The sequence below is a fragment of the Nocardia beijingensis NBRC 16342 genome (genome assembly GCF_001612785.1).
Classification (GTDB): domain Bacteria; phylum Actinomycetota; class Actinomycetes; order Mycobacteriales; family Mycobacteriaceae; genus Nocardia; species Nocardia beijingensis.
Map to the genome: position 1 here is coordinate 79827 of NZ_BDBC01000003.1, position 26356 is coordinate 106182.

The following is a 26356-nucleotide window of genomic DNA, read 5'->3' on the forward strand; positions in this document are numbered from 1 at the left end:
GCCCGCGCTCACAGCTCGTCGCGCGACAGCGGGCAGGACAGGCAGCGCGGGCCGCCGCGGCCGGAACCCAGTTCCGAGCCGGGGATGCGCAGCACCTCGATGCCTTCGTCCTCCAGCCTCGCGTTGGTCATCTCGTTGCGCTCGTAGGCGACGACCACGCCGGGAGCGAGCGCGAGGGTGTTGTTGCCGTCGTCCCACTGCTCCCGTTCGGCGGTGACGCCGTCCAGCCCCGTATCGATCACCCGCAGCTTGCCGATACCCATCGCCTCGGCGGCCGCGGGCAGGAACGGATCGGGGCCACTGATGTCCACCCGGCCGCTGCCGAGCCGTCCACCGTAGTCGTCCGCCTTGCGAATGGTGAAGGCGCACAACGATTCACGCACCGCCGGATACATCACGACGGCGTCGGCGTCGACCATCGTGCACACCGTGTCCAAATGCATGGTCGCGCGGGTCTGCGCGATCGGCACCACCAGCACGGTGTGGGCGAGGTCGTCGTCGAACAGGCTGCGCGCCAGCGCTTCCGCCCCCGCGGGCGAGGTGCGCTCGCCGACGCCCACCGCGACCACACCGTCCGACAGCAGCAGCACGTCGCCCCCTTCGATCGGAGCGGTGTGCGATTCGTACGCCCGGCGCACGCCCAGGAAGCGGGGATGGAACGCGTAGATCAGATCGGTCAGCGAGGTCTCCCGTCCGCGGGCGGGCAGCGCGAGGGAGGTGATCGCGACGCGCGGACCGACCCAGAACGAGGAATCCCGGGTGAACAGCAGATTGGGCAGCGGATCGATGACGAAGTCGCCGCCGTGGTGCATGCGGCGCACCAGCGAGGTGGCGTCGGGCCCGAACGGCAATTCGTCGAAGGTCATCCCCGCCATCAGGATCTCGGCCAGTTCCCGCGCGGGCACGCCGCGCAGGAAGGCGGCCAGTTCGTCGGCCAGCGTGTGTCCCAGCCTGCGCGCGTCGACGGCGGCCGAGATGCCCTGGATCCGCGCCGCGCCGCTGACCTCGATGGTCTCGGCGAGCAGGTCCGACAGCAACAGCACCTCGGTGCCGCGGCCGCGCAGGACGTCGGCGAACGTGTCGTGCTCCTGCTGCGCGCGCTCCACCCACGGGATGCCGTCGAACAGCAACTGATCGTTGTTGCGCGGGGTCAGTCTGCGCAGCTCGTTGCCAGGCCGGTGCAGCAGCACCGTCCGCAGCGTGCCGACTTCGGACGTCACGGCCAAACGCGCGCCCTCCCGCGCGGACCCAGCATCTGCTCCCATGATCGAACCGTAGTGCGCCGCGGCCGGGAGAGCACGGAAATTCCGGCTTCGGCATGCGGATCGCCGTGCGATCGGCGAATCCGGTCCGGCACACCCTAACCTCAAGTATTGTTGAGGTGATTGGGAGGAGCGTGCATGTCGACAGCAGCCGATTGGCGGGCGAAAGAGCTGACCCCCGGGCAGCTCTCCGAGCGTAGTGGAGTCGCGGTCTCCGCGTTGCACTTCTACGAACGCGAAGGGCTCATCACGAGCAGACGCACCAGCGGGAACCAGCGCAGATATGCCCGCGAGACCTTGCGCCGGGTGGCGTTCATCCGCATCTCCCAGCGCGTCGGCATACCGCTGAGCGAGATCCGCGCGGCCCTCGATCAACTACCGGAAGGTCGCACGCCCACCCGGCGCGACTGGGAGACCTTGTCCACCACGTGGCGCGCCGACCTCGACGACCGGATCACCCAGCTGATCCGGTTGCGCGACAGCCTCACCGGCTGCATCGGCTGCGGCTGCCTTTCCCTCGGCACCTGCCGCTTGGTCAACGAGCACGACCGGCTCGGCGCCGAAGGCCCCGGCGCGCGTGTGCTGGACGTGCAGCTCAACTGCCCGTCGAAGCCAGCAGCCTGCTGAACCGCGCGCTGGTGCGCCGCATCAGGAACTCGTAGGGGAAGGCGAACTTGCGCTTCCACCAGTAACCGAAACGGATGTCGAAAGAGCTGTAGATCAGGAACCGGTTGCGTTCGATCCCGCGCAGTATCGCCGTCGCCACCCGTTCCGGCGGCACCGCGTGCTCGGTGAACGCCGCGGTGAGCCGCTTGATCTTCGGGTCCTCTTTGTTCACCCCGACCAGCTCGACGCTGTGCACCAGCGGAGTGTTCACCGCGCCGGGCGCGACCAGGTGCACGGTGATGCCGTGCTGCGCCAGATCCACCCGCAACACCTCGGAGACGCCACGAATGCCGAATTTGCCCGCGCTGTAGGCCGCGTGCCATGGCAACGCGAGCAGGCCCGCCGCCGACGACACGTTGACCAGCGCACCGCCCTTGCCCGCGCGCACCATGGGCGGCACGAAGGTCTCGATGACGTGGATCGGCCCCATCAGGTTGACCTCGACCATGCGCCGCCAGTGCTTGTGCTCCAGGTTCTCCACCGTCCCCCAGACCGACGTGCCCGCGATGTTCATCACGACGTCGAGGCTGCCGAGTTCTGCGTGCACGCGGTCGGCGAAGGCGCGCACGGCGTCGTAGTCGGTGATGTCGAGCGGTCGAGCCACGGTGACGTCCCCGCCCGCCGCGCGGATGTCCGCCACCGTGGCGTCCAGACCATCGGCGTTGATGTCGGTGAGCACCAGTCGCGCGCCCTGCGCGGCGGCGGCCAGCGCGGTGGCCCGCCCGATGCCGCTCGCCGCGCCCGTGACCAGAACCTTCGCATCGCGCACCGTCGTTCGACCCGCTCGCCCGCGACCTCTACCCAGCACTGCGCATCCCATCTCGAATCGCCGAATCGGTTCTCCGCAGGGTAGTCCAGGCGACAGCCGCCGACCGGGACGCCGCTAACGGCCCAGCACCGCGAGCATGCCCGCGACGGCGCGCGGCCAGGTGAACTGCTCGGCGCGGCTGCGCGCGGCGCTGCGCCGACGGGCCTGCGGCATGGCCAGCACGTCGCTGACCGCCCGCGCGAACGCGGAGGGATGGTCGGCGGCTACCGCGCCGCAGTCGGCCGTGACGATGTCGGCCAGCGCGGAGGAGCGGCTCGCCACCACCGGCGTGCCCGCGGCGAGCGCTTCCAGCGCCGCGAGACCGAAGGTCTCGTGCGGGCCCGGCGCCAGCGAGACGTCCGCGGTGGCGAGCAGTCTGGCGACCATCGCGCGCTCGGTGATGAAGCCGGTGAAGTGCACGGCGGGCACGCCGCCCGGTAGCGGCGCGAGCGCGCGGGCCCGCCGCCGCAACGCGTCGCGGCGGGGACCGTCACCGGCGACGACCAACCGCGCCTCGATGCCCGCTTCCCGTAACGCCGCGACCGCCTCGATGCTGCGATCCACCCGCTTCTCGACCGACAATCGGCCGCAGTGCACCAGCAGCGGATGACCCGGCACGCCCAGATCCGCCCGCAGCCCGCGATCGCGCCGGTGCGGATTGAACAGCTCGAGATCGACGCCGAGCGGGACCAGCTCGACGTTCTCCGCGCCGATGCGCGAGAACTCCTCCCGCGCGAAGCGGGTGGTGCACACGACGATGTCGTAGTCGGTGGCGGTGTGCCGGTTGGCCACGTCGGCGCAGCGCCGCGCCAGCGGGCCGGGCAGCACCTGACCGAGCAGGCGGTCGAGCCGCTCGTGGGAGATCATCACGCCGGTCACGTCGCGCCGCCGCGCCCAGCGACCGAAGCCGCGCAACGTCAACCGGTCGGAGACCTCGAGCACGTCGGGACGCAATCCGTCCAGGACGTCGGCCACCCGGCGCGGGTCCGCGGCGCGGTAACCGCCGGTCCACGGAATGGCCAACGCGGGCAGCGTGATCCGCACGACTCCGGTGGGCAGGATCTCCTCCGACCGGTGCGGGCCAGGCACGATCAGCACCACGTCGTGTCCGGCGGCGACGTACCCTTCGCCCAGGTGGTGCAGCGCCGTGCGCAGCCCACCCGACCGCGGACCGTAGAAGTTCGCAAGCTGAACTATGCGCACGTCGCCGATCGTGCAGCGGATCGGGTTACCGGCGCCCAACGGTGCGTGAACGGTCGTGAAAGAACCGGATAAGCGGCGGCTTCGGCGGCGATCTCAGTGCGCGGGCAGCCCGCGACCGGCTCGCGGCAGATCGAGATCCAGCGGAATCCGGCCCGCGGTGAGATGCGACTCGACCTGCTCGGCCGGCATCGGCTTGGCGATCAGGAAGCCCTGCGCGCGGTAGCAGCCGAGGCCGACCAGGGTGCGCGCGGCGACCGCCGTCTCGACGCCCTCGCCGACGACGCCGAGCCCGAACGAGCCGGCCAGGCCGATGATGGATTTCACGATGGCCAGATCGTCGGTGCTGGCGCCGAGCCGCTGCACGAAACCCCGATCGATCTTCACCGCGTCCACCGGCAGCGCCTTCAGATGCGACAGGGAGCTGTAGCCGGTGCCGAAATCGTCGATGGCGATCTGCACGCCCATCCGCTTGAGCCCGCGCAGCGTGACCTGGGTCCTGGCCAGGTCCTGGACCACCACGTGCTCGGTGATCTCCAGGCACACCGAACTGCCGTCGATGCCGAACAGGCGCAGGATGTCCTCGATGCGCTCGACGAAATCGAGGCTCACCAACTGCACCGGCGACACGTTGATCCGCATCACGACATTGCCCGCGAGGCCGCGCCTGCGCCATTCGGCGAATTGCGCACAGGCCGACCTGATCACCCAGCGCCCCAGTTCACCGGCCAGGTTCGTAGCCTCGGCGACGGTGACGAACGCGGCGGGCGGCAGCAACCCCCTGGTCGGGTGCAGCCAGCGGACCAGCGCCTCCAACGCGACGATGCGGCCGGTGCGCAGATCCACCTCGGGCTGGTAGTGCAGCAGCAGCGAGCCGTCCGACACCGCGCCGCGCAGGTTGAGTTCCACGTCGTCCTGGAGTTCGAACTGCGCGCGCATGGTGTCGGTGAACACCGCGACGCCGTTGCCGCCGCCCGATTTCGCCGACAACAGGGCGTGATCGGCGCGGCGCAGCACGTCGGCGACCGTGGTCTCCCCGGGGAAGCCGAGTGCGACGCCGACGCTGGCGCCCCGGCTGACGGACTCGCCGCCCACGGTGACGCGCCGGGCGATCAGCTGCTGGATGCGGTTCGCCTCGTACTCGGCGGCCACCGCGTCCATCGGCTTGGCGGGGACGATGACGAATTCGTCGCCCCCTAGCCGCGCGATCATGTCGTTCGGATCCAGGTTCTCCCGCAATCGCGTCGACAAGGTGCGGATGAAGTTGTCCCCGGCGGTGTGGCCGAGGAAATCGTTGAGCGCTTTCAAACGATCCAGGTCCAGGAAGAACGCGGCCACCGGGCCGGGGCTGCCCGCGCGTAATCGCTCCTCCATGTGCTCGAGCAGCGCGCGACGGTTCGCCAGCCCGGTGAGGTCGTCGTGCAGCGCGATGTACCGGAGACGTTCCTCCGCGACCACCCGCGCTTGCAGTTGCGCGAACAGCGCCGCGATGGCTTTCAGCACGTTGAGTTCGCGATTGCTCCACTCGCGATCGCCCGACTTCACGAACCCGAGCACGCCGGTCGGCTCGCCGCGCGACAGCAGCGGCACCGCCGCCGAGGTCACCCCGGCGATGCCGGAGCCGCGACGAACGGTCTCCTGGTAATCGGCGAATTCCGGGGTCGGGCGCGCGACCATCGGCTCGGTCGCGTTCTCCAGGGCGCGGAACACCGGGTCGGCGCCGTCGAAGTAGATGACTCCGAGCGGATCGGGATCCGGCACGTTCTGCCGGTGCGGCCACTCGGCGATGAGCACGGTTGCCCGCCGTTCGCGGTCGGTGTGGCGCACGTAGCTGAAATCCACGTCGAAGTATTCGACCAGTTGTGCGAGCACCCGCTCGGTGGCGGCGACCATGGTCGTGGCGTCCACACCCATGAGCTCAGAGGCGACCTGGGTCACCAACGAGTCGAGTGTCCGCCGTGGCACATTGTCTCCGATCGCGCTAACTACTGGTGTCCACACCGAGCACCGGACGCCGCCTGCTGCGTACGGTGGCGGCGGAGGCGTAGCTCAGGCGAAGCACCAACGCCATGGTCTCATGCTCAGGCACTTCCAGCAGGTCCAGGAAACGGCCCTGAAGTGACGCTAGTGTATCCGCGAAGTCGGGGGAAATCGCTGCAAGTTCCGCATGGCGTCGGGCGTAGAGGTATACGGGGGAAATCGGCTGCACGCACAATCCGAGGCGTTCGGCCCGCACCCAAACCCGCGCGACCGCCGCGCCTGCCGCCGCGTAGTCGGTCAATCGCGGGTCGGTCGCGTCGAATGTCACCGCCAGAATGGCGGAACTGGAGCGCACCCGGTCACCGGTGTATTTCCCCAGCGCCGACCCACCCGACCAGGACCGCACCTGCGCCATGACATCGGCGCGGGCGGTGATCTCGAATGCCGCCCGCTCGTCGCCGGTCAGTTCCAGGCTGCGCGCGTCGATTCCGGTCTCCGGGTCGTCGTCGGCCCAGCGGACTTCGGCGAGCATTTCCTCGTATAACCGAGGCGTGAGATAGCGGATCCGATCGGAATCCCCCAGCAAACGCGCAGCTTCCTCGATGTCCTTCCGTTCCACGACCGCACGCAGATGCGCACCGGCCGCTTCGGCGACCCCCGTCAGCTCCTCCAGCGCGCCGTCGGCCAGCCCGGCCCCGGTGCCGAACTTGCGGTTGGTCTGGCGGCGCAGCACGGCGGGATAGTCGGCCGCCAGTTCGGCACTGCGGTCGTCGCCCAGCCGCAGGCGGGCGAGGAGACGGCCGCACCCAGGGGCGCCCTCGACGAACTCGTGCGGGCCGAGGATGCCGTGCGCGGCCGCGGCGACCCGCGCGTTGTACACGGCCGCGCCGAGCGCCACCGCGCTGCCGCGATAGCCGATGTCCATCGCCGTGCTGTACTCCGGCGCCAGTTCGATGGAGATGTCGTCGGTCCCGGCGCGCAACGACCACGGCTGCATGTTTCCGCCGGAAGGAGCCCGTTGCGCGCAGGCGAGCACGCGTTCGACGGGCCCGCCGACGGGCTCGGGCGGCGCCTCCGCCCACACCGGCTCGTCGTTCGGCGGCGGGTCGGCCAGTTCGTCGAGATGCCCCTCCACATCGATCCGGACACGGCCGGAATCCAGCTTCTGTCCCAGTCCGATGCGGCGCACCGCGGCGGCCACGCTCGCGGCCCCGAGGGCGACGTCACCGGCCAGCTGCGGCCAGCTGTTCACCGTCTCGCCGACTTCGACCAGACTCGCCCCCAGCCGCGGCGAGAGTCCGGCCGCGCCGAGCAACTTCACCACGAACGGCGCCTTCTCCCGGGAAGTCAGCCCGCGCAGATCCTGGGCGCCGACCTCGCCGAGCAAGCCGTGAAACGCGGGACGTCCCGGTTCGAGATCGAAACGCTCGACATCCAGCAAACCGCGATCGCTGGTTTCCATCACCACGGGAACGCGGTGCCGTGCCGCCGCCTCGCGAACCACGAGTTTCATATCGAGCGAATCACATTCCTCGACCACGATCGCGAGCCCCTCCAAGAACTCGTCCACCGAATTCTCGTCGACCCCGGCCTCGAAGATCCGCACCGGGAGATAAGGGTCCAACTCGGCGATCCGGCGTGCGGTTACCACCGCTTTGTTGACGCCGATGTCGAACAGCGTTCCCGGCACCCGGTTGAGATTCGACAACTCGATATCGTCCAGGTCCGCCAAGCGCAATCCCCCGCAAACGCCTTCGAGGGCGAGTAGATGCGCGATCGCGTGCCCAGCGCTTTGTCCGATGATCCCGATCGTGTGTCCGGCCAGACGTTCCTGTTCGGCTCTGGTCAGTTTGTTCCGATTGCGATCCAGCCGGATCATCCGGAAAGTGCGCGGCCCCGGCAATCCGACCACCGCGGCGCGCCACGGATAGTAGATCCAGCGGTCCGCTTCCGGCCCCTCCGCGATATCCGGCGCGACCACCATTCTGTCGTATTCGGCGCGCAACGAGGCGCGCAGATCGCGGAATTCGATGTGCGGGTCGGCGCGCAGCGCGGTGAGTTTCCGCGCGTCCTCGGGCTCGGCGGGGTCGAGGATCAGTGGCCGGTGCTCCGCCGCTCGGCCGCGGTCATCGCCCATGTCCGCGCCGGCTCTCCGTCGGCCGCCCGATTCCGCATCGCAGGTCGCTCGAACGCTCCGCGGGCAGGCCGAGCTCGTTCTGTTCGCGTTGCGTGAGCAATCGCTGCGATTCCTCGGCTATCGCGGCGTGACTCCGGGTGTCCCACCACAATGGAACGGTTCGGTAGCGCTCGTCCGGATACGGCACCGCGCGGATATTCTCGGCCGCGACCGCGCCGCAGGCCTCGTGCCGGGCCACGGTGAAGGAGGCCACCGTCGCGAAGCCGTAGCGGGCGCCCAGCAGCCGCGCGCCGTGCAGCACGGTGCGCGAGATCGCGGCGCTGAGTTCGCCCCGGTTCGCGGCATCACGTGCGACCCACGCGCCCTTGGCCTCGACCACGCCCTGCGGTATCCGGTCGGCAATCATCCGCCGCAGGTCATCCGCACCCGGCTGACCAGCCCACTCGACCAGCGCGTGCGCCTGCCGCGCGTCGGTGTACGGGCCCTGCATCCGTACGCCGGCGACCATCTCGCCGCCCGCGTCGAGCGCCACGAAGAACAGCGACGACGACGCCCCGTCGGCGACCGATTCGTATTCGAGTGCTTGTTCGACGCCGAAACGCCGGTAGACCTCGCGCGCCCCGTGCAGATACCGGCGCCAGAGTTCCGGTTGAACGTCCGGTTCGGAGACAAAGAACGCACACTCGGATTGCGCGTCGTAATACCGTCGCACTCCCCGCCCACGGGAGTTCCTCGGCACGACTGCAACCAGATCCACAGTCATGGTGTTCCTACTCCATCGCCGCGCTGCCATGCGCGATAGTCCAGCCCGATGCAGCCCCCCACGGCCCCGAGCCGAGACGAAGTTGCCCAGGGCAGTATCCGTCATCGGACAGGAATTGACCAGCCGTCCGGCTAATCTTCCGAAAACTCTCCGGTACACGCGATATCTTCGCAGGTCAAACCGAACGCAATCAATATCGGAAATAACATGGAGACCAGTCGGTTCGGGGATAGTTACTTTTCAGCAAGCTAAACGAGGATGGAAATGAACAACTCGACCGATTCCGGGCCGTGCCAGATCTCGATCTCTTCACGGTAGGCCCTGGTGATCTCCGCGGACGCCGTCGCGTCGTCGACCTGCGCCCAGACGTCCTCTACCGGATCGTGATAGTCGCCATTCGGGGCGAATCGGGCATAGACGCCTTTCGGCACCCGCACCAACACGTCGCCCACCGGCACGGCGTCCGGCGCGGGGTACTCGAAACAGACCACCGCGTTGTAGTTCCCGGCCGGGTCCGGCACGTACACCGTGTACATCGGGCGGTCCGCACCGTCCCGGTCGCGCAGCCGGTCCTTGAGGAACTCGATGAGGTCGCTGTTGCTGACCTTGAAGCTCGGGCGAACCCGCGGGACGACCAGCCCGCCGTAGATCGCCTCGGCCCGCACCACGATCGCATAGCTCATCGGGCGTCGACCGCCAGGTACAGATCGATCTTGTAGGCGTGCGGATAGCACTCGAAATCGCCGGTGTAGGTCCGTTTGATCTGGTTGTGCTCCTCGGCGTAGGCGATCTGCGTCCACAGGTCGGTCATCACCTGCGGGAAGTTGCCGACCGAGGAGAACCGGGCGTAGGCGCCGCGCGGCAGCCGGGCGACCAGGTGACCGCGGGTGACGTCGCCGAAGGACGCGCACTGATACCCGACGATCTGGGTGTTGTACGTGCCGAGCTCACCGGTGTAGTCGGTGTAGGCGCTGGCCAGCGGGCCGCCGAGTTCCTGGTGCAACACCGCAGCCCAGGCGGCCTCCAGATCGCGGTCACGCAGTTCCCCGAGCGCGCGTTTGGGGCTGCGTACCGGCAGCCCGGCAACCCACGTCTCGTCCCGCTCGACGATCTCAAACTGCATGGAAAGACTCTTTCGAAAGAAGCCGGAGGTGAACCACCGCATCCGGTCGGTCGGAACCGCCATGCTACCAACCCGGACCGGGTGGTACCGATCACACATCGCGTCCGGCGACCGCTCGATCACCCCGCTGAACTGGACGGATGTCCGAAGCGGTACGGTCCGGACGGGACCGATCGACGGGCAGCGGCACCGGCCGGTCGCCTCGCGGCGCGGTGGGCGCGATCGTCCGGTTCGTCCCTCCCGTGGCACCACCGAACGGAGTTCTGATGCACGAGACGCCGATCTTCGGCCGATCCCGGCGCCCGGCCGGTCGCGCCGACGCCACCGTCCCGGACGGCCGCTGACGTGTGCCGGACCATCGCCGAACTCGACGCGGCGGTCGCCGACTGCTTCGCCTGCCCCCGGCTGGTCGCCTGGCGCGAACTGGTCGCGCGAGAGAAACGCGCCGCCTTCCGCGACCAGACCTACTGGGGCCGCCCGGTACCCGGTTTCGGTCCGGCGGACGCGCGCCTGCTGCTGGTCGGCCTCGCGCCCGCCGCGCACGGCGGCAACCGCACCGGCCGCATGTTCACCGGTGACCGCAGCGGCGACGTGCTCTTCGCGGCGCTGCACGCGGTCGGCTTGGCCAACCAGCCGACCGCGATCAGCGCCGACGACGGCCTGCGCCTGCACGGCGTGCGGATCACCGCCCCGGTGCACTGCGCGCCGCCGGACAACAAGCCGACGCCGGCCGAACGGGATCGCTGCGGTCACTGGCTGGACACCGAGTTGCGCCTGCTGACACCCACCGTCCGCGCGGTGGTCGTGCTCGGCGGATTCGGCTGGCAGGCCTTGCTTCCGGTGCTGGCGGGCGCAGGCTGGGCGGTGCCGCGCCCACGACCGAAATTCGGCCACGGCGCGCACGTCGAACTGGCCGCGTCCGAGCCGGGCGGCGGCCCGCTGCACTTGTTCGGCTGCTACCACGTCAGTCAGCAGAACACCTTCACCGGACGCCTCACCCCGGCCATGCTCGAAGCGGTGCTCGCCGAAGCGGCGCTGACCGCGGGGCTCGAGGTGCGGCGAAGCCACGCGCCGCGCGGATGACCGGGCACGCGTCGCCGCTCGGCGGCGGGCTCAGACGTGGTCGACCAGGGCCGGATGACCCGCTTCGTGGGCGCAGTGCGCGCAGCAGAAGTAGTCCCCACGCGCCTCGACGCCGTGACCGACGATCCGGCAGGAACAGTGCGTGCACGTCGGGGCCATGGCGGTGATCGCGCACTCGAAGCTGTCGAAGGTGGCGGACTGGCCGTCCCGGGTGATGGTAAACGTCTTGTCGTACTCGTTTCCGCAGGTGTCGCAGGTGGCCATGAGCTGTGGTCCTCTCGCGTCGATGGGCTCGAGCATCGCAGTTCGCGGTACCCAGCGCCGTGGACGCGAAACGAGCCTCGCGACTTCAGCCCAGGCGCAGAGCTCCGACCGGGCAGCTGTCCACGACGAGCTCGAGCAGCTCACGCTCGCCCGCGGCGGTGTCGGCCGGGACGACGACGCCGTCCGCGCCGACCCGGAACAGGTCCGGCGCCAGCGCTTCGCACATGCCGTGCCCGGCACACAGGTGGCGATCGGCGATGATCCTCATCGGCCGATCCGTTCCAGCCGGATGGGCAGGCCATCGGCGGGCACCGGTCCCGTTCCCGCGACCAGCGGCAGCTGATAGCCGTCCGGCACACTCCAGCGATACCGCAGCAGCATCTGGTGCACCACGGCTTTCACCGTCATGCCGCCGAAGTAGAGGCCGATGCACTTGTGCGCCCCGCCGCCGAAAGGCGCCCACGCGAAGCGGTGCGATCGATCCTCCCGACGGTGCTCGGCGAAACGCTCCGGATCGAAGGTGTCGGGATCGTGCCAGTATTCCGCGTTGCGCATGAGCCCGTAGGTGCCGCAGAGGATGAACGTCCCCTTCGGCAGGTAGTAACCGAGAATGTCGGTGTCGGCGATGGTTTCGCGGACCTGCTGGGCCACCGGCGAATAGACCCGCAGCGCTTCCTTGAACGCGAGGTCGAGCGAAGGCAGGCGGTCGAGATCGTCGTAGTCCAGCGCGGGCTTGCCCAGCGCGACGGATTCGGCGCGCAGCCGCTCCTGCCATTCGGGATGCCTGCCGAGTTCGTAGACGAGCATGGAGGCGGCGATCGTGCTGGTGTCGTGGGCGGCCATCATCACGAAGATCATGTGCTCGACCACCTCGGCGTCGGTGAAGCTTTCGCCGTCGGCGGTGCTCGCCCGACACAGCACGCTGAACAGGTCGTTGCCGTCGCACGCGCGTTTGGCGGGCAATTCGCGGCGGAAGTGTTCCTCGAGCACCCGCCGCCCGCGCACGCCGCGCGCCCACACCCCGCCCGGCACGTTCGCCCGGATCAGGGCCGCTCCGCCGCGCACCGCGTCCTCGAAAGCGCGCTCCAGGCGCGCGGCGTCCGCGCTGGGTTCCGCGCCCGCGAACACCTCGGTGGCCTGCTGGAGCAGCAGTTTCTTGATCGCGCGGTAGACGCGGAAGTCCTCGGCGGGCTCCCACCGCGCGACGGCGCTGGTGATTCGAGGCGTGGTCATGTCGAGGTAGCCGATCAGCCGTGGCCGGGTGAAAGCCTGCTGCATGACGCGCCGGTGGAAGAGGTGATCGTCGAAATCGCGCAGCAACAAGCCGCCGCGGAAGAACGGGCCGATCAGCCACTCCCAGCCGCGCTGCGCCGACAGCACCTTGTTCCGGTCGAGCATCACCGCCTCGTATCCCTCCGGACTGCCGAAGGTGACCATCCGGCGACCGAGCATGCCCATCCACTGCACCGGGCCGAGTCGGTCGAATCGCGCTCGCGCGAATCCGATCGGATCGGCCAGCGCGTGCACGGTGTACCCGATCCCGGGGAGCCCGAAGTCGCCGGGCACCGGTTTCAAGGCGCTGCCCGGTGGCGGATCGGCGAGCGGACGCACCGGAGCGGGGTAACGCGCGACCGCCCGCGCGGCGGCGCGCTGCGCGTGCCACGCCCACGTGGTCCGCGCCTGGCGGATCGTGCCGGAGACTTCGTCGAACGACTGGGGCACAAGCAGACTCATGACCGTCTTTCCCTTCGCGACACTGCGATAGTCCGACGATAGAGGAAACGACCGTTTCCGTAAACGTTTGTTTCCCAATTTTGCCTGTGCCAAGCTGACGTGGTGACCCGAACCGTCAGCGGCACCTATCGCGGGGCATCGACGGCCGAGCGCCGCGAGGACCGGCGCAGGCGGTTGCTCGACGCGGCTCTCGACATCATGGGCACCCAGGGACTGTCGGCGTTGACCGTGCGCGGAGTGTGCGAACAGGCGAAGGTCGGTCCGCGCTTCTTCTACGAAGCGTTCCCCGACCGCGACGCGCTCGCCTCCGGTGTGCTGGTGGAGATCCAGCAGGCGGCGCTGGACCGGGCGAAGGCCGCGATCGCCGAGACCAAGGGCACGCCCGCCGACCGGATCCGCGCCGGGGTCGCGGCCCTCATCATCGAACTCACCGACGACCCGCGACGCGCGAAAGTGGCGTTCGCCCAGACCTACGGCGACGAGGCGCTCATGCGCAGCCGGTTCGCGGGCATGCGCCGAGTCGCCGACGTCATCATCGAGCAGACCCGCCTGGTGTTCGAGTTGCCGGAGGGGCAGGACACCGCGATCGCCGCGACCTCCCAGCTGATCACCGGCGGCGCGGCCGAACTGGTCCTCGTCTGGCTGGACGGCGGGCTCGACGTGGATCGGGACGGCCTGATCGCACTGCTGGCCGATTTCACCGTGGCGATGCTGGATCGGCTGCCCGCGGTCGCCGGAAGGCTGTCCGGCCTCACACCAGATTCTTGATCAGCGACGACATCAGCGGCTCGCGCAGGCCGGGCAGCGCGGCGAAGTCGCCCGCGACCACACGGTTGGTCGCCAGCGCGACCACCGCGCCGATCACCGCTTCACCCGCCAGCCGCTGATGCGGGCGGGTCGCGCCGAGCGTGGCGGCGAAACCGTCCACCAGAGCGGCCTGGGAGGCCAGCCGCCGCTCCAGCACCGGCCTTCCCGCCGCGTACACCTCCACCAGGAAGACCCGCGCGACCTGGGGCTCCTGCGCGAGGGTGGAGAAATACGCGTCGAGCGCCCGATCGACCCGCTCCAGCGGCGTGCCCTCGGCCGCCAGCGCGCCCGCGATCCTGGTCATCACGATCTCCACGGCCATGTCGTAGGCGGCGAGGAAGCACGCCTCCTTGTTGGCGAAGTGCTGGTAGAAGGTCACCCGGGACACCTCGGCCCGCTTCAGCACGTCCGCTACCGTCGCCGCGGCGTAGCCCTTGTCCGCGGCCGCCTCGATCATCGCCACCAGCATGCGCGACCGCTGCGCGGCCACCACCTCTTCCGGCGCGATCCCGTGATTGCCGCCGTGCAGTTTCCCGCCCGCCCGCGCCTTCAGCAACGATCCTCGCTCCACGTTCCGATGCTAAGCGTGCGCGCACCGGTCGCGTGCCCGGTCGGCACAGACGACGTGCCTGGGATCGAACCGCGACCGGCACCAACGGGGACAGTCGCCGTCCGAGAGCGTGGGCCTTTGGTCTGCCCGCCACCTCACTCGACGTCGATATCGCTCGCGCCGAGACGGTTTCGACCAGTAAGCTTCCTGCCGAGCGTCTGGGGACGGCGCAACAAAAAGGGGGAAGCACGGATGACCGTGTCCACGGAACGCACCGCTCTCGGTACTCGCGCAGGATATTTCGCGCGAATACTGGCCGCCTGCGCCATCGCCGGTGCATTGGCGACCTCGGCATGTGGCGGTGGATCCGGCCCGAAGCATCCCGCGCACCCGGCGCCGTCGCCCCTCCCGGCGCCCACTTCCAGCAGCCAGGCGATAAGCAGCGAGAACCTGGGCTACCTGTGGCCGCTCACCGTCGATCGCGGCACCCTGGAATGCCGCCCCGGTGACCTGGCCGTGTTCACCGCCCCGGACGGCGCCGTCTACGCCTTGAACGACAACGCCTCCCATGCCGGATTCGCCGACATCGAACCCTTACGCGCCACCGGAGCCGACGGCGACAAGATCAGTCTCGGCGCCCTGCGCAGCAAAACCCTCGCACTCTGTCATCTGCCCGGCTGACCGCACGACTTCTATGCCCTCACCGCATGCGTGCGACCCGATGTCCTGACTTTTCGCCGATCCACGTAACGCCGGTGCGCGGGCAGTGCCCGGCTCCTAGACTGGAGAATTGCGGCGCGGTCGACCGCAGGAAATGCCACGGCAATTCCGCGATCGGCGAAACCAGATGTCCCGATCAGCAAGGGCCGCCTACCGACGGCCCGTCCCGATGGAGGAGGGCCGCATGCCCGACTCGTTCCACATGCGCGTCTGTCTGCTCGGCCAGGGCTGTGTCTGCCCGACAGTCACCGTATTCCTCGCCCCCGAGCCCCTGATTCCGGGCGGCAACATGCTGCACCTGGTCGAACAAACCCCGATCGCCGATGACACCGGCGCACCCGGCGTCGATCCCGAGCTGATCGGTCTGGTCGAGACCGAGCCCACCGGTCCAGCACTGCGCACCGAGATCCACGAATTCCGTCCCGGTCGCCCCGACCCGCACCAGGTGCACGACATCTTGCACGACCACCACATCACCGACGTCGCCCCGATGGGCCTGGACGTCGGCGACCCCACCGAACTCACCCGTCTGGCACTGCTGCCCGAACACTCGATCGGTTACCGCCGCATCGACGACTTCCAGCAAGTAGCGACCGCCCGCGCCATGCTCGCGGTCTATCGCCTCTTCGAGGTCGATCAGCGAATCCGACTGATGTATCACGGTTTCGCCGATCCGGGCAGGGGCTGGTTCGCCCTGCGCACCGCCACCGCCTGAGCGTTCGCGCAGTTGGCCGCACGCCGCAGGTTGGCGAGTCCGGCACGCGTGGGCTGGTCTGCGGACTACGCCGAAACGGAGGTTTTCGAAGTGTCCGAAATGGAGTCCGCGAAAGCCTCCGCCGCATCCATGCGTTTCTGCCGGCTCGTACCGGCGCTTCGTTCGTAGTACTGATCGAAGGCCGCGGCGCCCGCGGAAGGCGATCTCGCGGCGGCTGCCTTGAATTTCGCGTAAGCCGACGATTCGCTGGTGTTCATTTCATGCATCATGAAATCGACTTGCTTCTTCCAGCTACCGACATTCTTGCCCGCGTAGGCCCGCAGCGCGTCGTCCCGGCCGCCTTCCCACTGGATCAAGCCGACGGCGCCTTCCTTGGAATTGTAGGCGCCGGTGTTGAAGCTGGATTCGATCTGCATGTTGCCGAGGATCGCCACCGCTTCATTGTGCGTCAGGCCGTACTTGTCCCGGAGGTAGTGATAGATCTCCTCCGCCTTCGCCTTCTGGCCGCTGGTGATCGGCTCGGCGTTCGCGGCGGAACCGGCGTAACTGGAGTAGTCGGCTGAGCCGGGTCCTGAGCCGTTGTAGCTGGGGCCGCTGTAGCCGGTAGTCGTCGGAGCGCCGCTGCCCTTGTATGAGGGAGCCGAGCCGCCGATCTTATGGGCCTGCTGCTCGATCTTGTCGTGCGCGTCCACGACCTCGTCGTGGGTCTTGTCGACGGCTTTGGACACGGCCGACATGAGAGACGCGTTGGCGTCCGCCGACAAATACGGGGCCGGGTGCGGATTCTCCTTCGTCGGCTTGGGCCGAATCGGCTCGGGCGCGTTCTCCAATGTGGTTTTCAGTTCGGCGACATTGTCCTTGATGTCACCGAACGCGTTGGAGACGATCTTGGATGTCGCGAAAGCGGAGGTGTCGACGCCGCGATCACTGACATGAATCTTCTTTTTGGCGGCGTCCACCGTCTTCGCCAAAGCATCGTAGTCTTTGACCATCACGGAGCCGGATTGCTCGTCGATGTCGACGACCTTGCCGTCACCTTCCAATTGCTTCGCGTAGTCGGGAACAGAGGTGTCTCCCGAGCCGAGCACTTCTACCAGCGCCTGGATCGCCGACCTGCCCCACTCGATGAAGTGCTTGAGCCCCTCCGACGCCCCCTCGGGATACGGCATCTTGGGCACTTCGTACCGCTCAGTCATCGAGGAATCCGCATCTCAGGTACCGCCATCGCATCCTCTGCTCGCTACAGGACTGTGAGGCCACTGCGCGGCCCCTTCCGCAGCTGCCCGTTTCAAGTATTGATCATCCCCGGCACTGGGAAACCGCCGCGCGACCGCATAGTCGCCCACCCGATGGGGGTCCGGCGTCGGACGATCGGCCTGTGCACACAGAATCCGACAGCGACGGTCTCGGCGCCCACTCGGCCGGGGCCGTCCGACTACTGCCGAGCCGACGATGCGGCCGTCTCGGGAACTGCGACGCACCCCCAACCGCGATTATCTTCCCTCGTTGACCACCGGTGATGCGCGGAGTCGGGTACCGACGTCTCGCCGCCCGACATCGATCAGCTCTGGCCCCATGCCAGCTGCACGCCACCGCCGAAGCACTTGAGCAGCAGCGCTTCTCCCCGCGCAGAGCGGATACGGCCCACCCCTGGAGGCGATCTCGGCTGCGACGCGGTGAGACCTTCGAGCGGCACATTGTGGAGCGGATCACCAAGACCCGTTCCGAGTGGTGACGTGCCGTACCCCTTGGTAGGTTTCGGCTTGTTCGCGCAACGTCGCGCCCCGCCTTCAGTCTTCGACACGCGAAACGTTCCTTCGACCCACATTTGTGCGCCTGCTTCGTCATGGAAACAGGCGGGAATCGTCACACCCACGCAGCCGATTTCGTTCTCGACGGCGAACTCTGCGGTGCCATGGCGCTTTTCGATACGCACCATTGCGCCGAATTCGGAACGCGCGCGACTTATCGCCGCGGTCCACCCCTCATGCTGCCCGCCCTGCTCGCCGCAGGCGTGGCTGTCCTGCCCATCAAGCCTTGGAGATCCGGTGACAATCGCCCTACCTCACCAGCCCGCGGAACTCGACGCGGTCATCTTCGACTACAACGGCGTCATCGGCCTGCAGCCAACCGTTCCGATGTGGAGCAGGCTCGCCGAACTCGCCGGATGGCCCGCAGACCAGATCGGCCCCTTCCAGAACGCGTTCTGGAGCGCCCGCGAACCCTATGATTCCGGCGAACTCGACGACGCGGACTTCTGGACCGCCGTGCTCGGCCAACGCCCGGCCCCGAAACTGCTCACCCAGTTGCGCGCCGTCGACACCTCGCTGTGGACCCGGACCGACGACCGCGTCGTCGTCCTCCTGCACCATGCCCAGCGAGCAGGCCTCCCAATAGTTCTGCTGTCCAACGCACCCCACCCGGTCAGCGATGCCCTCGACGCCTCCGACTGGCGCACACTGATGACCGACGCCCTCTACTCCGCCCGCCTCGGCATGAACAAACCCCACCCCGACACCTACCGAAACGCACTCGCCGCCACCGGAGCCAGCGACCCCAACCGCGTCCTGTTCGTCGACGACCGCGCCGACAACTGCCAAGCCGCCGCCGGCCTCGGCCTGCGCACTCTCCACTACACCGGCTCACCCACCGACATCGAGGCCCACCTGCGCCTCACCACCATCGCCGCATAGATCCCTACCAGTCACCACAGGACTTCCGGCCGCAACACCGCTGCCGGTCGACAATGCACACGAAATCGGCCGGACGCTCGACTGGGGTATCCCAGCCGAGCGTTTCCGCGCAGGGACGCCAATATCGTCAGTGCGAGCCGGGGTACCGATCGAATCAGCGTGGTCGGACTACAGGCGATGCTCACTCGGCCCGCCGCCTCCGTGCTTGAAGTCCCAGATCGACGCCGCACCCGCATTTCGGACACTTTTACTTTTACAACGCGGAAAAGGCCAGACAGTTCGCGGTCAGCGCGGCGACGGCGGCAAGCCATTGCGGGCCTGCGGCCCAGCGGCGCACGAGCGCGATACGCATCAAGGCGATGCTGATTAGGCCGACACCGAGGCAGACCGGCGTCCATATCCAACTTGTCGCCATCAAGGCGAATATGGCGACGAAGATGGATGACGCCACCGTGACCAGCAACAGCTGGTCACGCAGCAACCCTTCGAGCGCAGACAGCAGCATCCACCCGAAAGTGCCCACCGCAGCAAGCTTGGTGCGCTCGGATTTCTCCGTGCGGTCGAACTCTTCGGCGCTCCGACTGGCTTTCCGGAAGAGCGCACTCGATTCATCATCGCTCATCGAAGCACCATCCCGCCACCGCGGGCCGAGCCTGTGCACAACCCCGCCGGAACCGCCGTCGCCTACTCATCCCCCACCTTCGACTTTCCGCCTTACCTGTCGACCCTCCGGAGTCGAATCCGAGGCATAGCGCTCCTCAGCCTAGCCAACTCGTCAAGCCGACATCGAAGTTGCGAGCTGGAAGGAATAGAAACGAAGACGCACCAGGACGGACTACCTGAAGACGGAGCACACGGGCAGGGCCCGCAGGGTGCACCCACAAAACATGCCAAACCAAAAAGGCGGGTGTTCGTTATGAACACCCGCCTTATGGTGGAGCTAAGGGGAATCGAACCCCTGACCTTCTCGATGCGAACGAGACGCGCTACCAACTGCGCTATAGCCCCGTGCGGCTCCGGGGAACCGCGCTGTGACACTGTATCAGGCCATCCCCCTAGTCTCCGAATCGGTGCCCTGACCTGCGGAGATGCGGGCGGGTCATGCGCCGGCCGCGCGGCGCATGTCGCGGCCGGCGCGGGTGCGCAGGGCGCGGGCCGTAGCGGGGTCGAAGGGGTCGAGGTGGGCGAACATGGGGTCTTCGTCGTCGGGGTCGACCAGGGTGGAGCGGCGGCGGATCGCGCGGGCGGTGTCGCGGTCCATGGCGCCGCCCGGGGCGCGGCCCCGGCGCGCACGCGGGTCGGCTTCGGCCTGGTGGCCGCGGTTGAGCCGGGCGGCGCGCCTGCGGCGGATCTCCTCCTCCATCCGCACCTGCTTGCGCAGGTAGGCCAGATAGGTCACCAGCACCGTGACGGCGAGGCCGCAACCCCACCACAACAGGGGGGTGAGCACCAGCGCGACGGCGCCGAAGAGGATGGCGGCGAGCAGCAGGCCGAGCACGGCGCGCTGCCGGAAGGTGTAGCGGGCCGCGCGGGCGATGGCGTCGGCCTCCGGGTCGTAGCCGCCGCGGCCACGGCGACTGGGGACGAAATCAGGCTCGTCGTGGCCCGCGTCGTCGTAGTCGTCGTACTCGTCGTAGTCCACGATGGCGGGCGCGGTGGAGCGCGCAGGCGGGATTCTGGCCGCGACCGGCTCGGGGTGGTGTGCGCCCACGCGGTCATCATCGGTCTCCGCGTCGATCTCCGCAGCGACTTCGGCGCCTTCGTCGTCGTCCGGCGCGTCGTGGCGCGTCTCGTCGTCCGCTTCGTCCTCCGGTGCGGCGGAGGCGAATTCGCTGTCCTCGATGTCGTCCGTTTCGGCGTCAGCGATGTCGGACGTCACGGCGTCGTCGGCCGCGGGTGTGCTGTCCTCGTCGGTCTCGGTGGCGGGCTCGTCGGCCGGTGTCGTCATCCGGTCCTCCGCATCATCGCTGTGGGAATACTCTCTCGGTACGCGGCGTCCATCGTGTCGCCCACGGGGCCGCCAGTTCGGATCGGTTTCGTGCCCGGCGGCCGGGCCTTTCTTGAGTCGTCGTTTGCCTCCGCCGCGGTGCAGGACCCTGGTGGCCAGCGCGGCGTCGGTGGTGCGGCGGATTCTGGGGTGACGGTCGGCCAGGATCGGGAACAGGACGAAGACCCAGAGCACGACCAAACCGATCCACAGGATCGAATTCGGCATCGCGTCAGCACCTCCGTCCCGCCTGGATTTCCTCCGGCTCGGCCCGCCAGCGGCGCGTCACACGCCCCGCGCTCGGTCGGCCCCCGTCCGACGCGACGGCGCGGACGCCGATCCCCTCGCAGGCTCACTGCCGATGGCGCAAGACGCACCATCGACGTCCGTAGGCTAATTCCGGGTAGCACCAAGTTCCGGCAGGCGCGCCGTGCACATCCGCCACACCTGTCACATTCCCACCAATGTCACCGCGCTCCGGTGGCCGGTTCTACAGCAGGGTGACGCGCCCCTCTCGCACCAGCCGGTCCAGAACCGTTCCGGCCAGTTCCTCGACGGTCATGCCGACCAGCAGGTGATCCCGCCAGGCGCCGTCCACGTCGAGGTAGCGCCGCAGCAGCCCCTCCTCCCGGAAACCGACATTGCGCAATACCGCTTGACTGGCGAGATTCTCGGGCCGGACGGTCGCCTCGACCCGATGCAGGCCCACCGGCCCGAAGCAGTGGTCGAGGCCGAGCGCGAGCGCCGCCGTCGCGACGCCTTGCCCGCTGAGATCCTTGGCCACCCAATACCCGATCCAGGCCGAACGCAGTGCGCCGCGCACGATATTGCCCACGGTCAACTGCCCGCTGAACGTGCCGTCGACTTCGATCACCAACGGGATCATCGCGCCGCGCCTGGCCTCGGCCTTCAGGCTCGACCACAGCGATGGCCAGTTGGACGCGTGGTTGCGCGCCTCCCACGACCCGCGGCCGGTCGGCTCCCACGGCTCGAGATGCGCTCTGTCCCGCAACCGAATCCGGCTCCAAGCGGCCGCGTCGCGCAAGCGCACCGGACGCAAGGTCACCTGTCCCGCGGCCACCCGGACCGGACCCAGTCGCGCGGGCCACCCCGGATGCTGTGTGGCCCGGAAGACGTTCATGGCGTCCACGTCTCAGCCGCGCTGTGCGAGGAAGGCGACCTGGACTTCGTCACCGGTGCGGATGTCGGTGTCGTCCGGGTCGATCACGATCAAACTGTTGGCCTCGGCGAGCGTGGCGAGCAGGTGCGAGGACGAATTGCCGTTGCCGAGCGGCTGCACGAGATACTCCCCCGTGGCTTCGTCCCGCATGAGCTGCGCGCGCAGGTAGCCCTTGCGCCCCTCCATGGAACTGATCGGCGTGATGGTCCGCGCGCTGATGATCCGGCGCATGGGATGCCTTCGCCCCAAAGCGATCCGGATCAGAGGCCGCACCATCACCTCGAACACCACCAGCGCGCCCACCGGGTTCGACGGCAGCAGGAAGGTCGGCACCTCGTCGCGGCCGAGCCGCCCGAAACCCTGCACCGAACCCGGATGCATGGCGACGCGGGTGATCTCGAGTTCACCGAGCCCTTCCAGCGCCTCCCGGACCTGCTCGGAGGCCCAGCCGCCGACCGCGCCCGCGATGACGACCACCTCCGACCGCACCAACTGCCCCTCGACCACGTCGCGCAGCATGCGCGGATCGGAACTGACGATGCCCACGCGGTTGACGTCCGCGCCCGCGTCACGCGCGGCCGCGGCGAGCGCGTAGGAGTTCACGTCGTAGACCTGGCCGGGGCCGGGGGTGCGATCGATGTCGATCAGCTCGCCGCCCACGGACAGCACCGACAGCCGAGGACGCGGATGCACCAGCACTTTGTCCTGACCCACCGCGGCGAGCAGGCCGACCTGCGCGGGGCCGATGATGGTCCCCGCGCGCACCGCCACATCGCCCGGCTGCACGTCGTCACCGATCCGCCGCACGTAGTCGCCGGAGCGCACCGGCTCGTACACCTTGATCCTGGCCCGCCCGCCGTCGGTGAAATCCAGCGGGAGCACCGCGTCGGCGAGCGTCGGCATCGGCGCGCCGGTGTCGACCCGGACGGTCTGGCGTGGTTGCAAGCGAATCGGCTGCCGGGAACCGGCCACCACCTCGCCGACCACAGGAAGGGTCAGGTCGACGAGTTCGCCTTGTTCGTCCCTGATGTCGGCCCCGGCGGAGGCCACATCGACGCTGCGCACGGCGTAGCCGTCGATGGCGGCCTGGTCGAAGCCGGGCAGCGGCCGTTCGGTCACGACATCCTCGGCGCACAGCAGGCCCTGGGCCTCGGAGATCGCGACCCGGACCGGCCGGGGCGCGACCGCCGCGGCGGTCACCTTGATCTGCTGATCCTCAACCGAGCGCATCCAGCCCTTCCTGATCCTCTCCGCACTCCATCCGACTCGCCCGCACGGGCGCGCGATCCCGCCGCGGCGCAAGCGCATTCGCGCGCACCGCGGTGAACCATCATTCGTACCCGACGGTCCACTCCCGGCGAAACCCCGGCCGGGTCCGTCAGTCGCCGGTGGTCAGCTGCGGATCCCAGTCCGGGCTCAGTCGGTGCTGCAACCACTCCCGCAGAGCGGGGCCGTATTCCTCTCGTTCCAGTGCGAAATCGACCGCAGCACGAAGATAACCGCCCGGGTTGCCCAAATCGTGGCGCGACCCACGGTGCACCACCACATGAACCGGATGGCCTTCGGCGATCAGCAGCGCGATGGCGTCGGTGAGTTGCAATTCGCCGCCCGCGCCGGGCTCGATGCGGCGCAGCGCGTCGAAGATCGCGCGATCGAGCAGGTACCGGCCCGCGGCGGCGAACGTCGACGGCGCGTCGGCGAGCGCGGGCTTCTCCACCATCCCCTTGACCCGCAGGACATTCGGGTTCACCGCGTCGGGCACCGGCGCGACGTCGAACACGCCGTACGCGCTGACCTCGTCCTTGGGGACGTCGATGGCGCACAGCACGGTTCCGCCGCGCTTGCGGCGCACCCGGCACATCACGTCGAGCACGCCGCGGGGCAGCACGAGGTCGTCGGGAAGCAGGACGGCGATGACGTCCTCGTCGTCGTCGAGCGCCTGCTCGGCCTGGGCCACGGCGTGACCGAGCCCCAGCGGCTCCTCCTGCACCACCGAGGTGACATCGAGCAGCCCCGGCGCCTTGCGCACCTTCTCCAGCAGCTTGAACTTGCCGCGCTCCTCCAGCGTGCTCTCCAGCACCAGGTCCTCGACGAAGTGCGCGACCACGCCGTCCTTGCCGGGTGAGGTGACGATCACCAGCCGCTCGGCGCCGGAGCCCGCCGCCTCGGCGGCGACCAGCTCGATGCCGGGCGTGTCCACCACGGGAAGAAGTTCCTTGGGCACCGTCTTGGTCGCGGGCAGGAACCGCGTTCCGAGCCCGGCCGCGGGCACCACGGCCGTGCGGAAGCACGAGACCTCCGCGGCGTCACCGGGCTGTCCGGCCTTTGCTGTCATACGCATACCCTATCCATCCATCACGCCGCCGGATCGGCGTCGCCGACCCGGTCCCGGGGTGAGCCTATGGTGATCACTGTGAACATGCCCGGCGAGCGCGATAAACATGCATGGCGCACGGAACTACTCGCCCGCCGAGCTGTGATGCCTGCCACTGAGCGCGAAAAGGAGGCCTTCGCCCTGGCCACGACGGTCAGCGCGATGGGAGTTCGCGGCTGGGTCTGCGCGTATGTGCCGGTGGCGGGTGAACCGGGCTCCACCGCGATGCTGGACGCACTGCGCGGCGGTGGCGCGCGGGTGCTCGTTCCGGTCACGGGGCCGCCGGGACCGCTGAGCTGGGCCGAGTACACCGGCGCCGACGCCACGCGCCGGGCCCGCTACGGATTGCTGGAACCCACCGGCGCGGTGCTGCCCCCGGCGACGATCACCCGCGCCGACCTGATCCTCGTCCCGGCTCTCGCGGTCGATCTGCGCGGTGTGCGGCTCGGCCGCGGCGCCGGTTACTACGACCGCACGTTGCCCGCCGCGCGGCCGGATGCGCGCTTGGTGGCGGTGGTCCGGGACGATGAACTGGTCGACCGGCTGCCGGAGGAACCGCACGACCTGCGCATGGGCTGGGCCCTCACGCCGCGCGGCGGACTGCGCCGACTGGGCGACGATTACCCTGGGGAATGAAACACCGATTGGCGGTGTTGGCACTGTCGGCTGTAGAGTGCCAGATCGACGAACACCGCGGAGGATCCTGTGCCTACTTACTCGTATGCGTGCACCCAGTGTGACAACCGCTTCGACATCGTTCAGTCGTTCACCGACGAAGCGCTGACCGTGTGCTCGGAGTGCTCGGGGAAGCTGCGCAAGCTGTTCAACTCGGTCGGCATCGTGTTCAAGGGCAGCGGTTTCTACCGCACCGACAGCCGCGGTGGCTCCTCCACCGCCAGCGAGCCGGCCAAGTCCGACAGCGGCTCGAGTTCGTCGTCGTCCTCCACGTCCGACTCCGGCTCGTCGAGCGGGTCGACCGCGTCCACCAGCACGGCCGTAGCCAGCTGATTCGACGGTTCTCCACAGCCGGTCACCGATCCACAACCCACCGTGATCGGGGCCGGGCGAGCGCGAGTCCGGCCATAGGCTGCGGCCATGACTCGCGCACTCGCCGATCTCGGCCGCGGCGGCTGGAATCCCGCCGGGTGGCAGCGCCCGACCTGGGCCGACGCCGTCCTCCTCCGACGACTGCTCGCCGCCGCTCTCACCGCCCTCGCGGCGTTCCTCTTCCTTCGTGGCGATCCCGGCGCCGAACGCACGCCGGTGCTCGTCGCGGCACGTGATCTCGCGCCTGGACGACTCCTCGAGGCGGGTGACCTGCACGCCGCCCCGCGCGCAGCGGGCACGCTACCCGCCGGCGCCGTCACCGACCCCGCCGCGCTCGTCGGTGCGACGCTGGCCGGCGCGATGCGCCGCGGCGAGGTGTTCACCGACCTGCGCGTCGTCGGCCCGCGGCTGGCCGCGGCGGCGGCCGGCGCCCGCGAGGCGCGTATCGTGCCGGTCCGCCTCGCCGACACCGCGGTCGCCGACATCCTGCGCCCCGGCGATCGCGTCGACGTGATCGGCGCCGAAGACATGGGCGGCGCGGGCACCCGGCCGGCCCGCACCCTCGCCACCGACGCCGCGGTCGTCCTCGTCTCCGGCGCGGGAACCGGCCGGACAGCCACGGAAAGAGTGGTCTTGGTCGCGATGGACGCCGAGCACGCCACCGCCGTGGCGGGCGCGTCGCTGCGCACCGCGCTCACCGTCGTCTTCCACTGACCCGCCGATCATGCTTCGCCGAATATCCGCCGGTGGCTCATTACCATCGGGCCTACCGGCGCGCGGGTATCGCCGAGCACGACTGCCCTGCTCCACGAAAAAGAGGAGACACCGGCCATGCTCAAAGAGTTCAGAGATTTTCTCTTCCGCGGGAACGTGATCGACCTCGCGGTCGCCGTGGTCATCGGCACGGCGTTCGTCGCGATCATCACCGCGATCTCCAACGGCATCATCACTCCGCTGCTCGCCGTCATCGGCGGTCCGGGCGACATCGGCCTGGGTTTCCGGTTGGTCGCCGACAAACCGGCGACCTTCGTTCAGGTCGGTCCCATCATCACGGCCGTGATCAATTTCCTGATCATCGCCACGGTGCTGTTCTTCGTGCTCGTGCTGCCCGCCGCGCGCTTGAAGAAGCGCTTCCGGCCCGACGACACCACGCTCACCGATTCGGAGGTGCTGATCCAGATCCGCGATCTGCTCGCCGAGGGCCGGACCAGCTCCGGCGGGCGGCACGAATTCTGAATCGCACCGTGGCGCGCGCGAAACGGG

At 68.8% G+C, this 26356-nt stretch carries 29 protein-coding genes and 1 tRNA gene; 10 read left to right on the forward strand and 20 right to left on the reverse strand.

Annotated features, from left to right (window positions below; genetic code table 11):
• Positions 1-8: 8 nt before the first annotated feature.
• The gene (gene arcA / locus NB3_RS01665) at positions 9-1265 is read right to left on the reverse strand and encodes an arginine deiminase (RefSeq protein ID WP_067795360.1); all 1257 of its coding nucleotides are present in this window, start codon (positions 1263-1265) and stop codon (positions 9-11) included.
• 135 nt (positions 1266-1400) lie between these two features.
• Here arcA and soxR point away from each other — a divergent pair, with 135 nt between their 5' ends.
• A complete protein-coding gene (gene soxR / locus NB3_RS01670; protein WP_067795363.1) occupies positions 1401-1889 on the forward strand; it encodes a redox-sensitive transcriptional activator SoxR in 489 nt (162 codons plus the stop codon).
• Here the strand turns inward: soxR and NB3_RS01675 are convergent.
• The 7 genes from NB3_RS01675 to NB3_RS01705 form a co-directional block, all read right to left on the reverse strand.
• A complete protein-coding gene (locus tag NB3_RS01675) occupies positions 1858-2748 on the reverse strand; it encodes an SDR family oxidoreductase (protein WP_084485577.1) in 891 nt (296 codons plus the stop codon). The two genes, soxR and NB3_RS01675, sit on opposite strands and share 32 nt — an antisense overlap.
• A gap of 63 nt (positions 2749-2811) precedes the next feature.
• Entirely contained in the window at positions 2812-3939 is a 1128-nt protein-coding gene (locus tag NB3_RS01680; protein ID WP_067795830.1) for a glycosyltransferase, read from the reverse strand.
• Between the two features lie 93 nt (positions 3940-4032).
• Positions 4033-5874, reverse strand: a complete 1842-nt coding sequence (locus NB3_RS01685; protein WP_280516557.1) for a putative bifunctional diguanylate cyclase/phosphodiesterase — start codon at positions 5872-5874, stop codon at positions 4033-4035.
• Between the two features lie 43 nt (positions 5875-5917).
• Positions 5918-8053 (reverse strand): Rv1355c family protein, encoded by a 2136-nt coding sequence (locus NB3_RS01690; RefSeq protein WP_067795372.1) that lies wholly within the window; start codon positions 8051-8053, stop codon positions 5918-5920.
• Positions 8043-8816 carry a hypothetical protein gene (locus NB3_RS01695; RefSeq protein ID WP_067795375.1) on the reverse strand — a complete coding sequence of 258 codons (774 nt, stop codon included), beginning with the start codon at positions 8814-8816 and terminating at the stop codon, positions 8043-8045. The genes NB3_RS01690 and NB3_RS01695 overlap by 11 nt, the downstream gene beginning before the upstream one ends.
• Positions 8817-9064: 248 nt before the next feature.
• Entirely contained in the window at positions 9065-9499 is a 435-nt protein-coding gene (locus tag NB3_RS01700; RefSeq protein ID WP_039801008.1) for an effector binding domain-containing protein, read from the reverse strand.
• Complete coding sequence (locus NB3_RS01705; protein WP_067795833.1) at positions 9496-9939, reverse strand: GyrI-like domain-containing protein; 444 nt, start codon at positions 9937-9939, stop codon at positions 9496-9498. Before NB3_RS01705 ends, NB3_RS01700 begins: the two co-directional genes overlap by 4 nt.
• 345 nt (positions 9940-10284) lie before the next feature.
• Here NB3_RS01705 and NB3_RS01715 point away from each other — a divergent pair, with 345 nt between their 5' ends.
• Positions 10285-11022: a uracil-DNA glycosylase gene (locus tag NB3_RS01715; protein ID WP_067795380.1), complete on the forward strand. Its 738-nt coding sequence runs from the start codon at positions 10285-10287 to the stop codon at positions 11020-11022.
• Positions 11023-11052: 30 nt separating this feature from the next.
• On the opposite strand, the gene NB3_RS01720 is transcribed toward NB3_RS01715, so the two are convergent.
• The 3 genes from NB3_RS01720 to NB3_RS01730 form a co-directional block, all read right to left on the reverse strand.
• Positions 11053-11286 carry a metallothionein gene (locus NB3_RS01720; protein ID WP_039801014.1) on the reverse strand — a complete coding sequence of 78 codons (234 nt, stop codon included), beginning with the start codon at positions 11284-11286 and terminating at the stop codon, positions 11053-11055.
• Between the two features lie 85 nt (positions 11287-11371).
• On the reverse strand, positions 11372-11554 hold the full coding sequence (locus tag NB3_RS01725; RefSeq protein ID WP_067795383.1) for a ferredoxin: 183 nt from the start codon (positions 11552-11554) through the stop codon (positions 11372-11374).
• A complete protein-coding gene (locus NB3_RS01730; RefSeq protein ID WP_084485580.1) occupies positions 11551-13020 on the reverse strand; it encodes a cytochrome P450 in 1470 nt (489 codons plus the stop codon). Before NB3_RS01730 ends, NB3_RS01725 begins: the two co-directional genes overlap by 4 nt.
• Before the next feature lie 102 nt (positions 13021-13122).
• Between NB3_RS01730 and NB3_RS01735 the strand changes: the two genes are divergently transcribed.
• The gene (locus NB3_RS01735; protein ID WP_067795841.1) at positions 13123-13788 is read left to right on the forward strand and encodes a TetR/AcrR family transcriptional regulator; all 666 of its coding nucleotides are present in this window, start codon (positions 13123-13125) and stop codon (positions 13786-13788) included.
• Here NB3_RS01735 and NB3_RS01740 read toward each other — a convergent pair.
• Positions 13772-14398 carry a TetR/AcrR family transcriptional regulator gene (locus NB3_RS01740; RefSeq protein ID WP_084485583.1) on the reverse strand — a complete coding sequence of 209 codons (627 nt, stop codon included), beginning with the start codon at positions 14396-14398 and terminating at the stop codon, positions 13772-13774. The genes NB3_RS01735 and NB3_RS01740 overlap by 17 nt on opposite strands.
• A gap of 231 nt (positions 14399-14629) precedes the next feature.
• Between NB3_RS01740 and NB3_RS01745 the strand changes: the two genes are divergently transcribed.
• Positions 14630-15058 carry a DUF2511 domain-containing protein gene (locus NB3_RS01745; RefSeq protein WP_157111434.1) on the forward strand — a complete coding sequence of 143 codons (429 nt, stop codon included), beginning with the start codon at positions 14630-14632 and terminating at the stop codon, positions 15056-15058.
• 223 nt (positions 15059-15281) lie between these two features.
• On the forward strand, positions 15282-15812 hold the full coding sequence (locus NB3_RS01750) for a hypothetical protein (RefSeq protein WP_067795847.1): 531 nt from the start codon (positions 15282-15284) through the stop codon (positions 15810-15812).
• A 65-nt stretch (positions 15813-15877) separates the two neighbouring features.
• Here NB3_RS01750 and NB3_RS01755 read toward each other — a convergent pair whose 3' ends face one another.
• Positions 15878-17008, reverse strand: a complete 1131-nt coding sequence (locus NB3_RS01755) for a phage tail tip lysozyme (RefSeq protein WP_157111435.1) — start codon at positions 17006-17008, stop codon at positions 15878-15880.
• Positions 17009-17373: 365 nt separating this feature from the next.
• On the reverse strand, positions 17374-17751 hold the full coding sequence (locus tag NB3_RS34725; protein ID WP_157111437.1) for a hypothetical protein: 378 nt from the start codon (positions 17749-17751) through the stop codon (positions 17374-17376).
• 109 nt (positions 17752-17860) lie between these two features.
• Between NB3_RS34725 and NB3_RS01760 the strand changes: the two genes are divergently transcribed.
• On the forward strand, positions 17861-18505 hold the full coding sequence (locus NB3_RS01760; RefSeq protein WP_067795388.1) for an HAD family hydrolase: 645 nt from the start codon (positions 17861-17863) through the stop codon (positions 18503-18505).
• A 253-nt stretch (positions 18506-18758) separates the two neighbouring features.
• Here NB3_RS01760 and NB3_RS01765 read toward each other — a convergent pair whose 3' ends face one another.
• The 6 genes from NB3_RS01765 to NB3_RS01790 all read right to left on the reverse strand — a co-directional run bounded on the left by NB3_RS01765 (position 18759) and on the right by NB3_RS01790 (position 24007).
• Positions 18759-19127: a hypothetical protein gene (locus NB3_RS01765; RefSeq protein WP_067795391.1), complete on the reverse strand. Its 369-nt coding sequence runs from the start codon at positions 19125-19127 to the stop codon at positions 18759-18761.
• 310 nt (positions 19128-19437) lie between these two features.
• Positions 19438-19513, reverse strand: a tRNA-Ala gene (locus NB3_RS01770).
• Between the two features lie 91 nt (positions 19514-19604).
• The gene (gene sepX / locus NB3_RS01775; protein WP_067795393.1) at positions 19605-20720 is read right to left on the reverse strand and encodes a divisome protein SepX/GlpR; all 1116 of its coding nucleotides are present in this window, start codon (positions 20718-20720) and stop codon (positions 19605-19607) included.
• A 262-nt stretch (positions 20721-20982) separates the two neighbouring features.
• On the reverse strand, positions 20983-21633 hold the full coding sequence (locus NB3_RS01780; protein WP_067795850.1) for a GNAT family N-acetyltransferase: 651 nt from the start codon (positions 21631-21633) through the stop codon (positions 20983-20985).
• Positions 21634-21645: 12 nt separating this feature from the next.
• Entirely contained in the window at positions 21646-22902 is a 1257-nt protein-coding gene (gene glp / locus NB3_RS01785; protein ID WP_067795396.1) for a molybdotransferase-like divisome protein Glp, read from the reverse strand.
• A 148-nt stretch (positions 22903-23050) separates the two neighbouring features.
• Positions 23051-24007 (reverse strand): UTP--glucose-1-phosphate uridylyltransferase, encoded by a 957-nt coding sequence (locus tag NB3_RS01790; protein ID WP_067795398.1) that lies wholly within the window; start codon positions 24005-24007, stop codon positions 23051-23053.
• Positions 24008-24073: 66 nt separating this feature from the next.
• Here NB3_RS01790 and NB3_RS01795 point away from each other — a divergent pair, with 66 nt between their 5' ends.
• From NB3_RS01795 to mscL, 4 genes are all read left to right on the forward strand, one after another.
• Positions 24074-24682, forward strand: coding sequence for a 5-formyltetrahydrofolate cyclo-ligase (locus NB3_RS01795; RefSeq protein WP_084485586.1), 609 nt, complete (start codon positions 24074-24076; stop codon positions 24680-24682).
• A gap of 69 nt (positions 24683-24751) precedes the next feature.
• Positions 24752-25054: an FmdB family zinc ribbon protein gene (locus NB3_RS33865; protein ID WP_084485589.1), complete on the forward strand. Its 303-nt coding sequence runs from the start codon at positions 24752-24754 to the stop codon at positions 25052-25054.
• Positions 25055-25141: 87 nt separating this feature from the next.
• Positions 25142-25807, forward strand: a complete 666-nt coding sequence (locus NB3_RS01800) for an SAF domain-containing protein (protein WP_067795401.1) — start codon at positions 25142-25144, stop codon at positions 25805-25807.
• 117 nt (positions 25808-25924) lie between these two features.
• The gene (gene mscL / locus NB3_RS01805) at positions 25925-26329 is read left to right on the forward strand and encodes a large conductance mechanosensitive channel protein MscL (RefSeq protein WP_067795403.1); all 405 of its coding nucleotides are present in this window, start codon (positions 25925-25927) and stop codon (positions 26327-26329) included.
• Positions 26330-26356 lie beyond the last annotated feature (27 nt).

Coding starts and splice junctions, on each gene's coding strand:
- arcA (WP_067795360.1), bottom strand. CDS start 1,265: ATGGGAGCAGATGCTGGGTCCGCGCGGGAGGGCGCGCGTTTGGCCGTG.
- soxR (WP_067795363.1), top strand. CDS start 1,401: ATGTCGACAGCAGCCGATTGGCGGGCGAAAGAGCTGACCCCCGGGCAG.
- NB3_RS01675 (WP_084485577.1), bottom strand. CDS start 2,748: ATGGGATGCGCAGTGCTGGGTAGAGGTCGCGGGCGAGCGGGTCGAACG.
- NB3_RS01690 (WP_067795372.1), bottom strand. CDS start 8,053: ATGGGCGATGACCGCGGCCGAGCGGCGGAGCACCGGCCACTGATCCTC.
- NB3_RS01695 (WP_067795375.1), bottom strand. CDS start 8,816: ATGACTGTGGATCTGGTTGCAGTCGTGCCGAGGAACTCCCGTGGGCGG.
- NB3_RS01700 (WP_039801008.1), bottom strand. CDS start 9,499: ATGAGCTATGCGATCGTGGTGCGGGCCGAGGCGATCTACGGCGGGCTG.
- NB3_RS01705 (WP_067795833.1), bottom strand. CDS start 9,939: ATGCAGTTTGAGATCGTCGAGCGGGACGAGACGTGGGTTGCCGGGCTG.
- NB3_RS01720 (WP_039801014.1), bottom strand. CDS start 11,286: ATGGCCACCTGCGACACCTGCGGAAACGAGTACGACAAGACGTTTACC.
- NB3_RS01725 (WP_067795383.1), bottom strand. CDS start 11,554: ATGAGGATCATCGCCGATCGCCACCTGTGTGCCGGGCACGGCATGTGC.
- NB3_RS01730 (WP_084485580.1), bottom strand. CDS start 13,020: ATGAGTCTGCTTGTGCCCCAGTCGTTCGACGAAGTCTCCGGCACGATC.
- NB3_RS01745 (WP_157111434.1), top strand. CDS start 14,630: ATGACCGTGTCCACGGAACGCACCGCTCTCGGTACTCGCGCAGGATAT.
- NB3_RS01750 (WP_067795847.1), top strand. CDS start 15,282: ATGCCCGACTCGTTCCACATGCGCGTCTGTCTGCTCGGCCAGGGCTGT.
- NB3_RS01755 (WP_157111435.1), bottom strand. CDS start 17,008: ATGACTGAGCGGTACGAAGTGCCCAAGATGCCGTATCCCGAGGGGGCG.
- NB3_RS34725 (WP_157111437.1), bottom strand. CDS start 17,751: ATGGTGCGTATCGAAAAGCGCCATGGCACCGCAGAGTTCGCCGTCGAG.
- NB3_RS01765 (WP_067795391.1), bottom strand. CDS start 19,127: ATGAGCGATGATGAATCGAGTGCGCTCTTCCGGAAAGCCAGTCGGAGC.
- sepX (WP_067795393.1), bottom strand. CDS start 20,720: ATGCCGAATTCGATCCTGTGGATCGGTTTGGTCGTGCTCTGGGTCTTC.
- NB3_RS01780 (WP_067795850.1), bottom strand. CDS start 21,633: ATGAACGTCTTCCGGGCCACACAGCATCCGGGGTGGCCCGCGCGACTG.
- glp (WP_067795396.1), bottom strand. CDS start 22,902: ATGCGCTCGGTTGAGGATCAGCAGATCAAGGTGACCGCCGCGGCGGTC.
- NB3_RS01790 (WP_067795398.1), bottom strand. CDS start 24,007: ATGACAGCAAAGGCCGGACAGCCCGGTGACGCCGCGGAGGTCTCGTGC.
- NB3_RS01795 (WP_084485586.1), top strand. CDS start 24,074: ATGGTGATCACTGTGAACATGCCCGGCGAGCGCGATAAACATGCATGG.
- NB3_RS01800 (WP_067795401.1), top strand. CDS start 25,142: ATGACTCGCGCACTCGCCGATCTCGGCCGCGGCGGCTGGAATCCCGCC.
- mscL (WP_067795403.1), top strand. CDS start 25,925: ATGCTCAAAGAGTTCAGAGATTTTCTCTTCCGCGGGAACGTGATCGAC.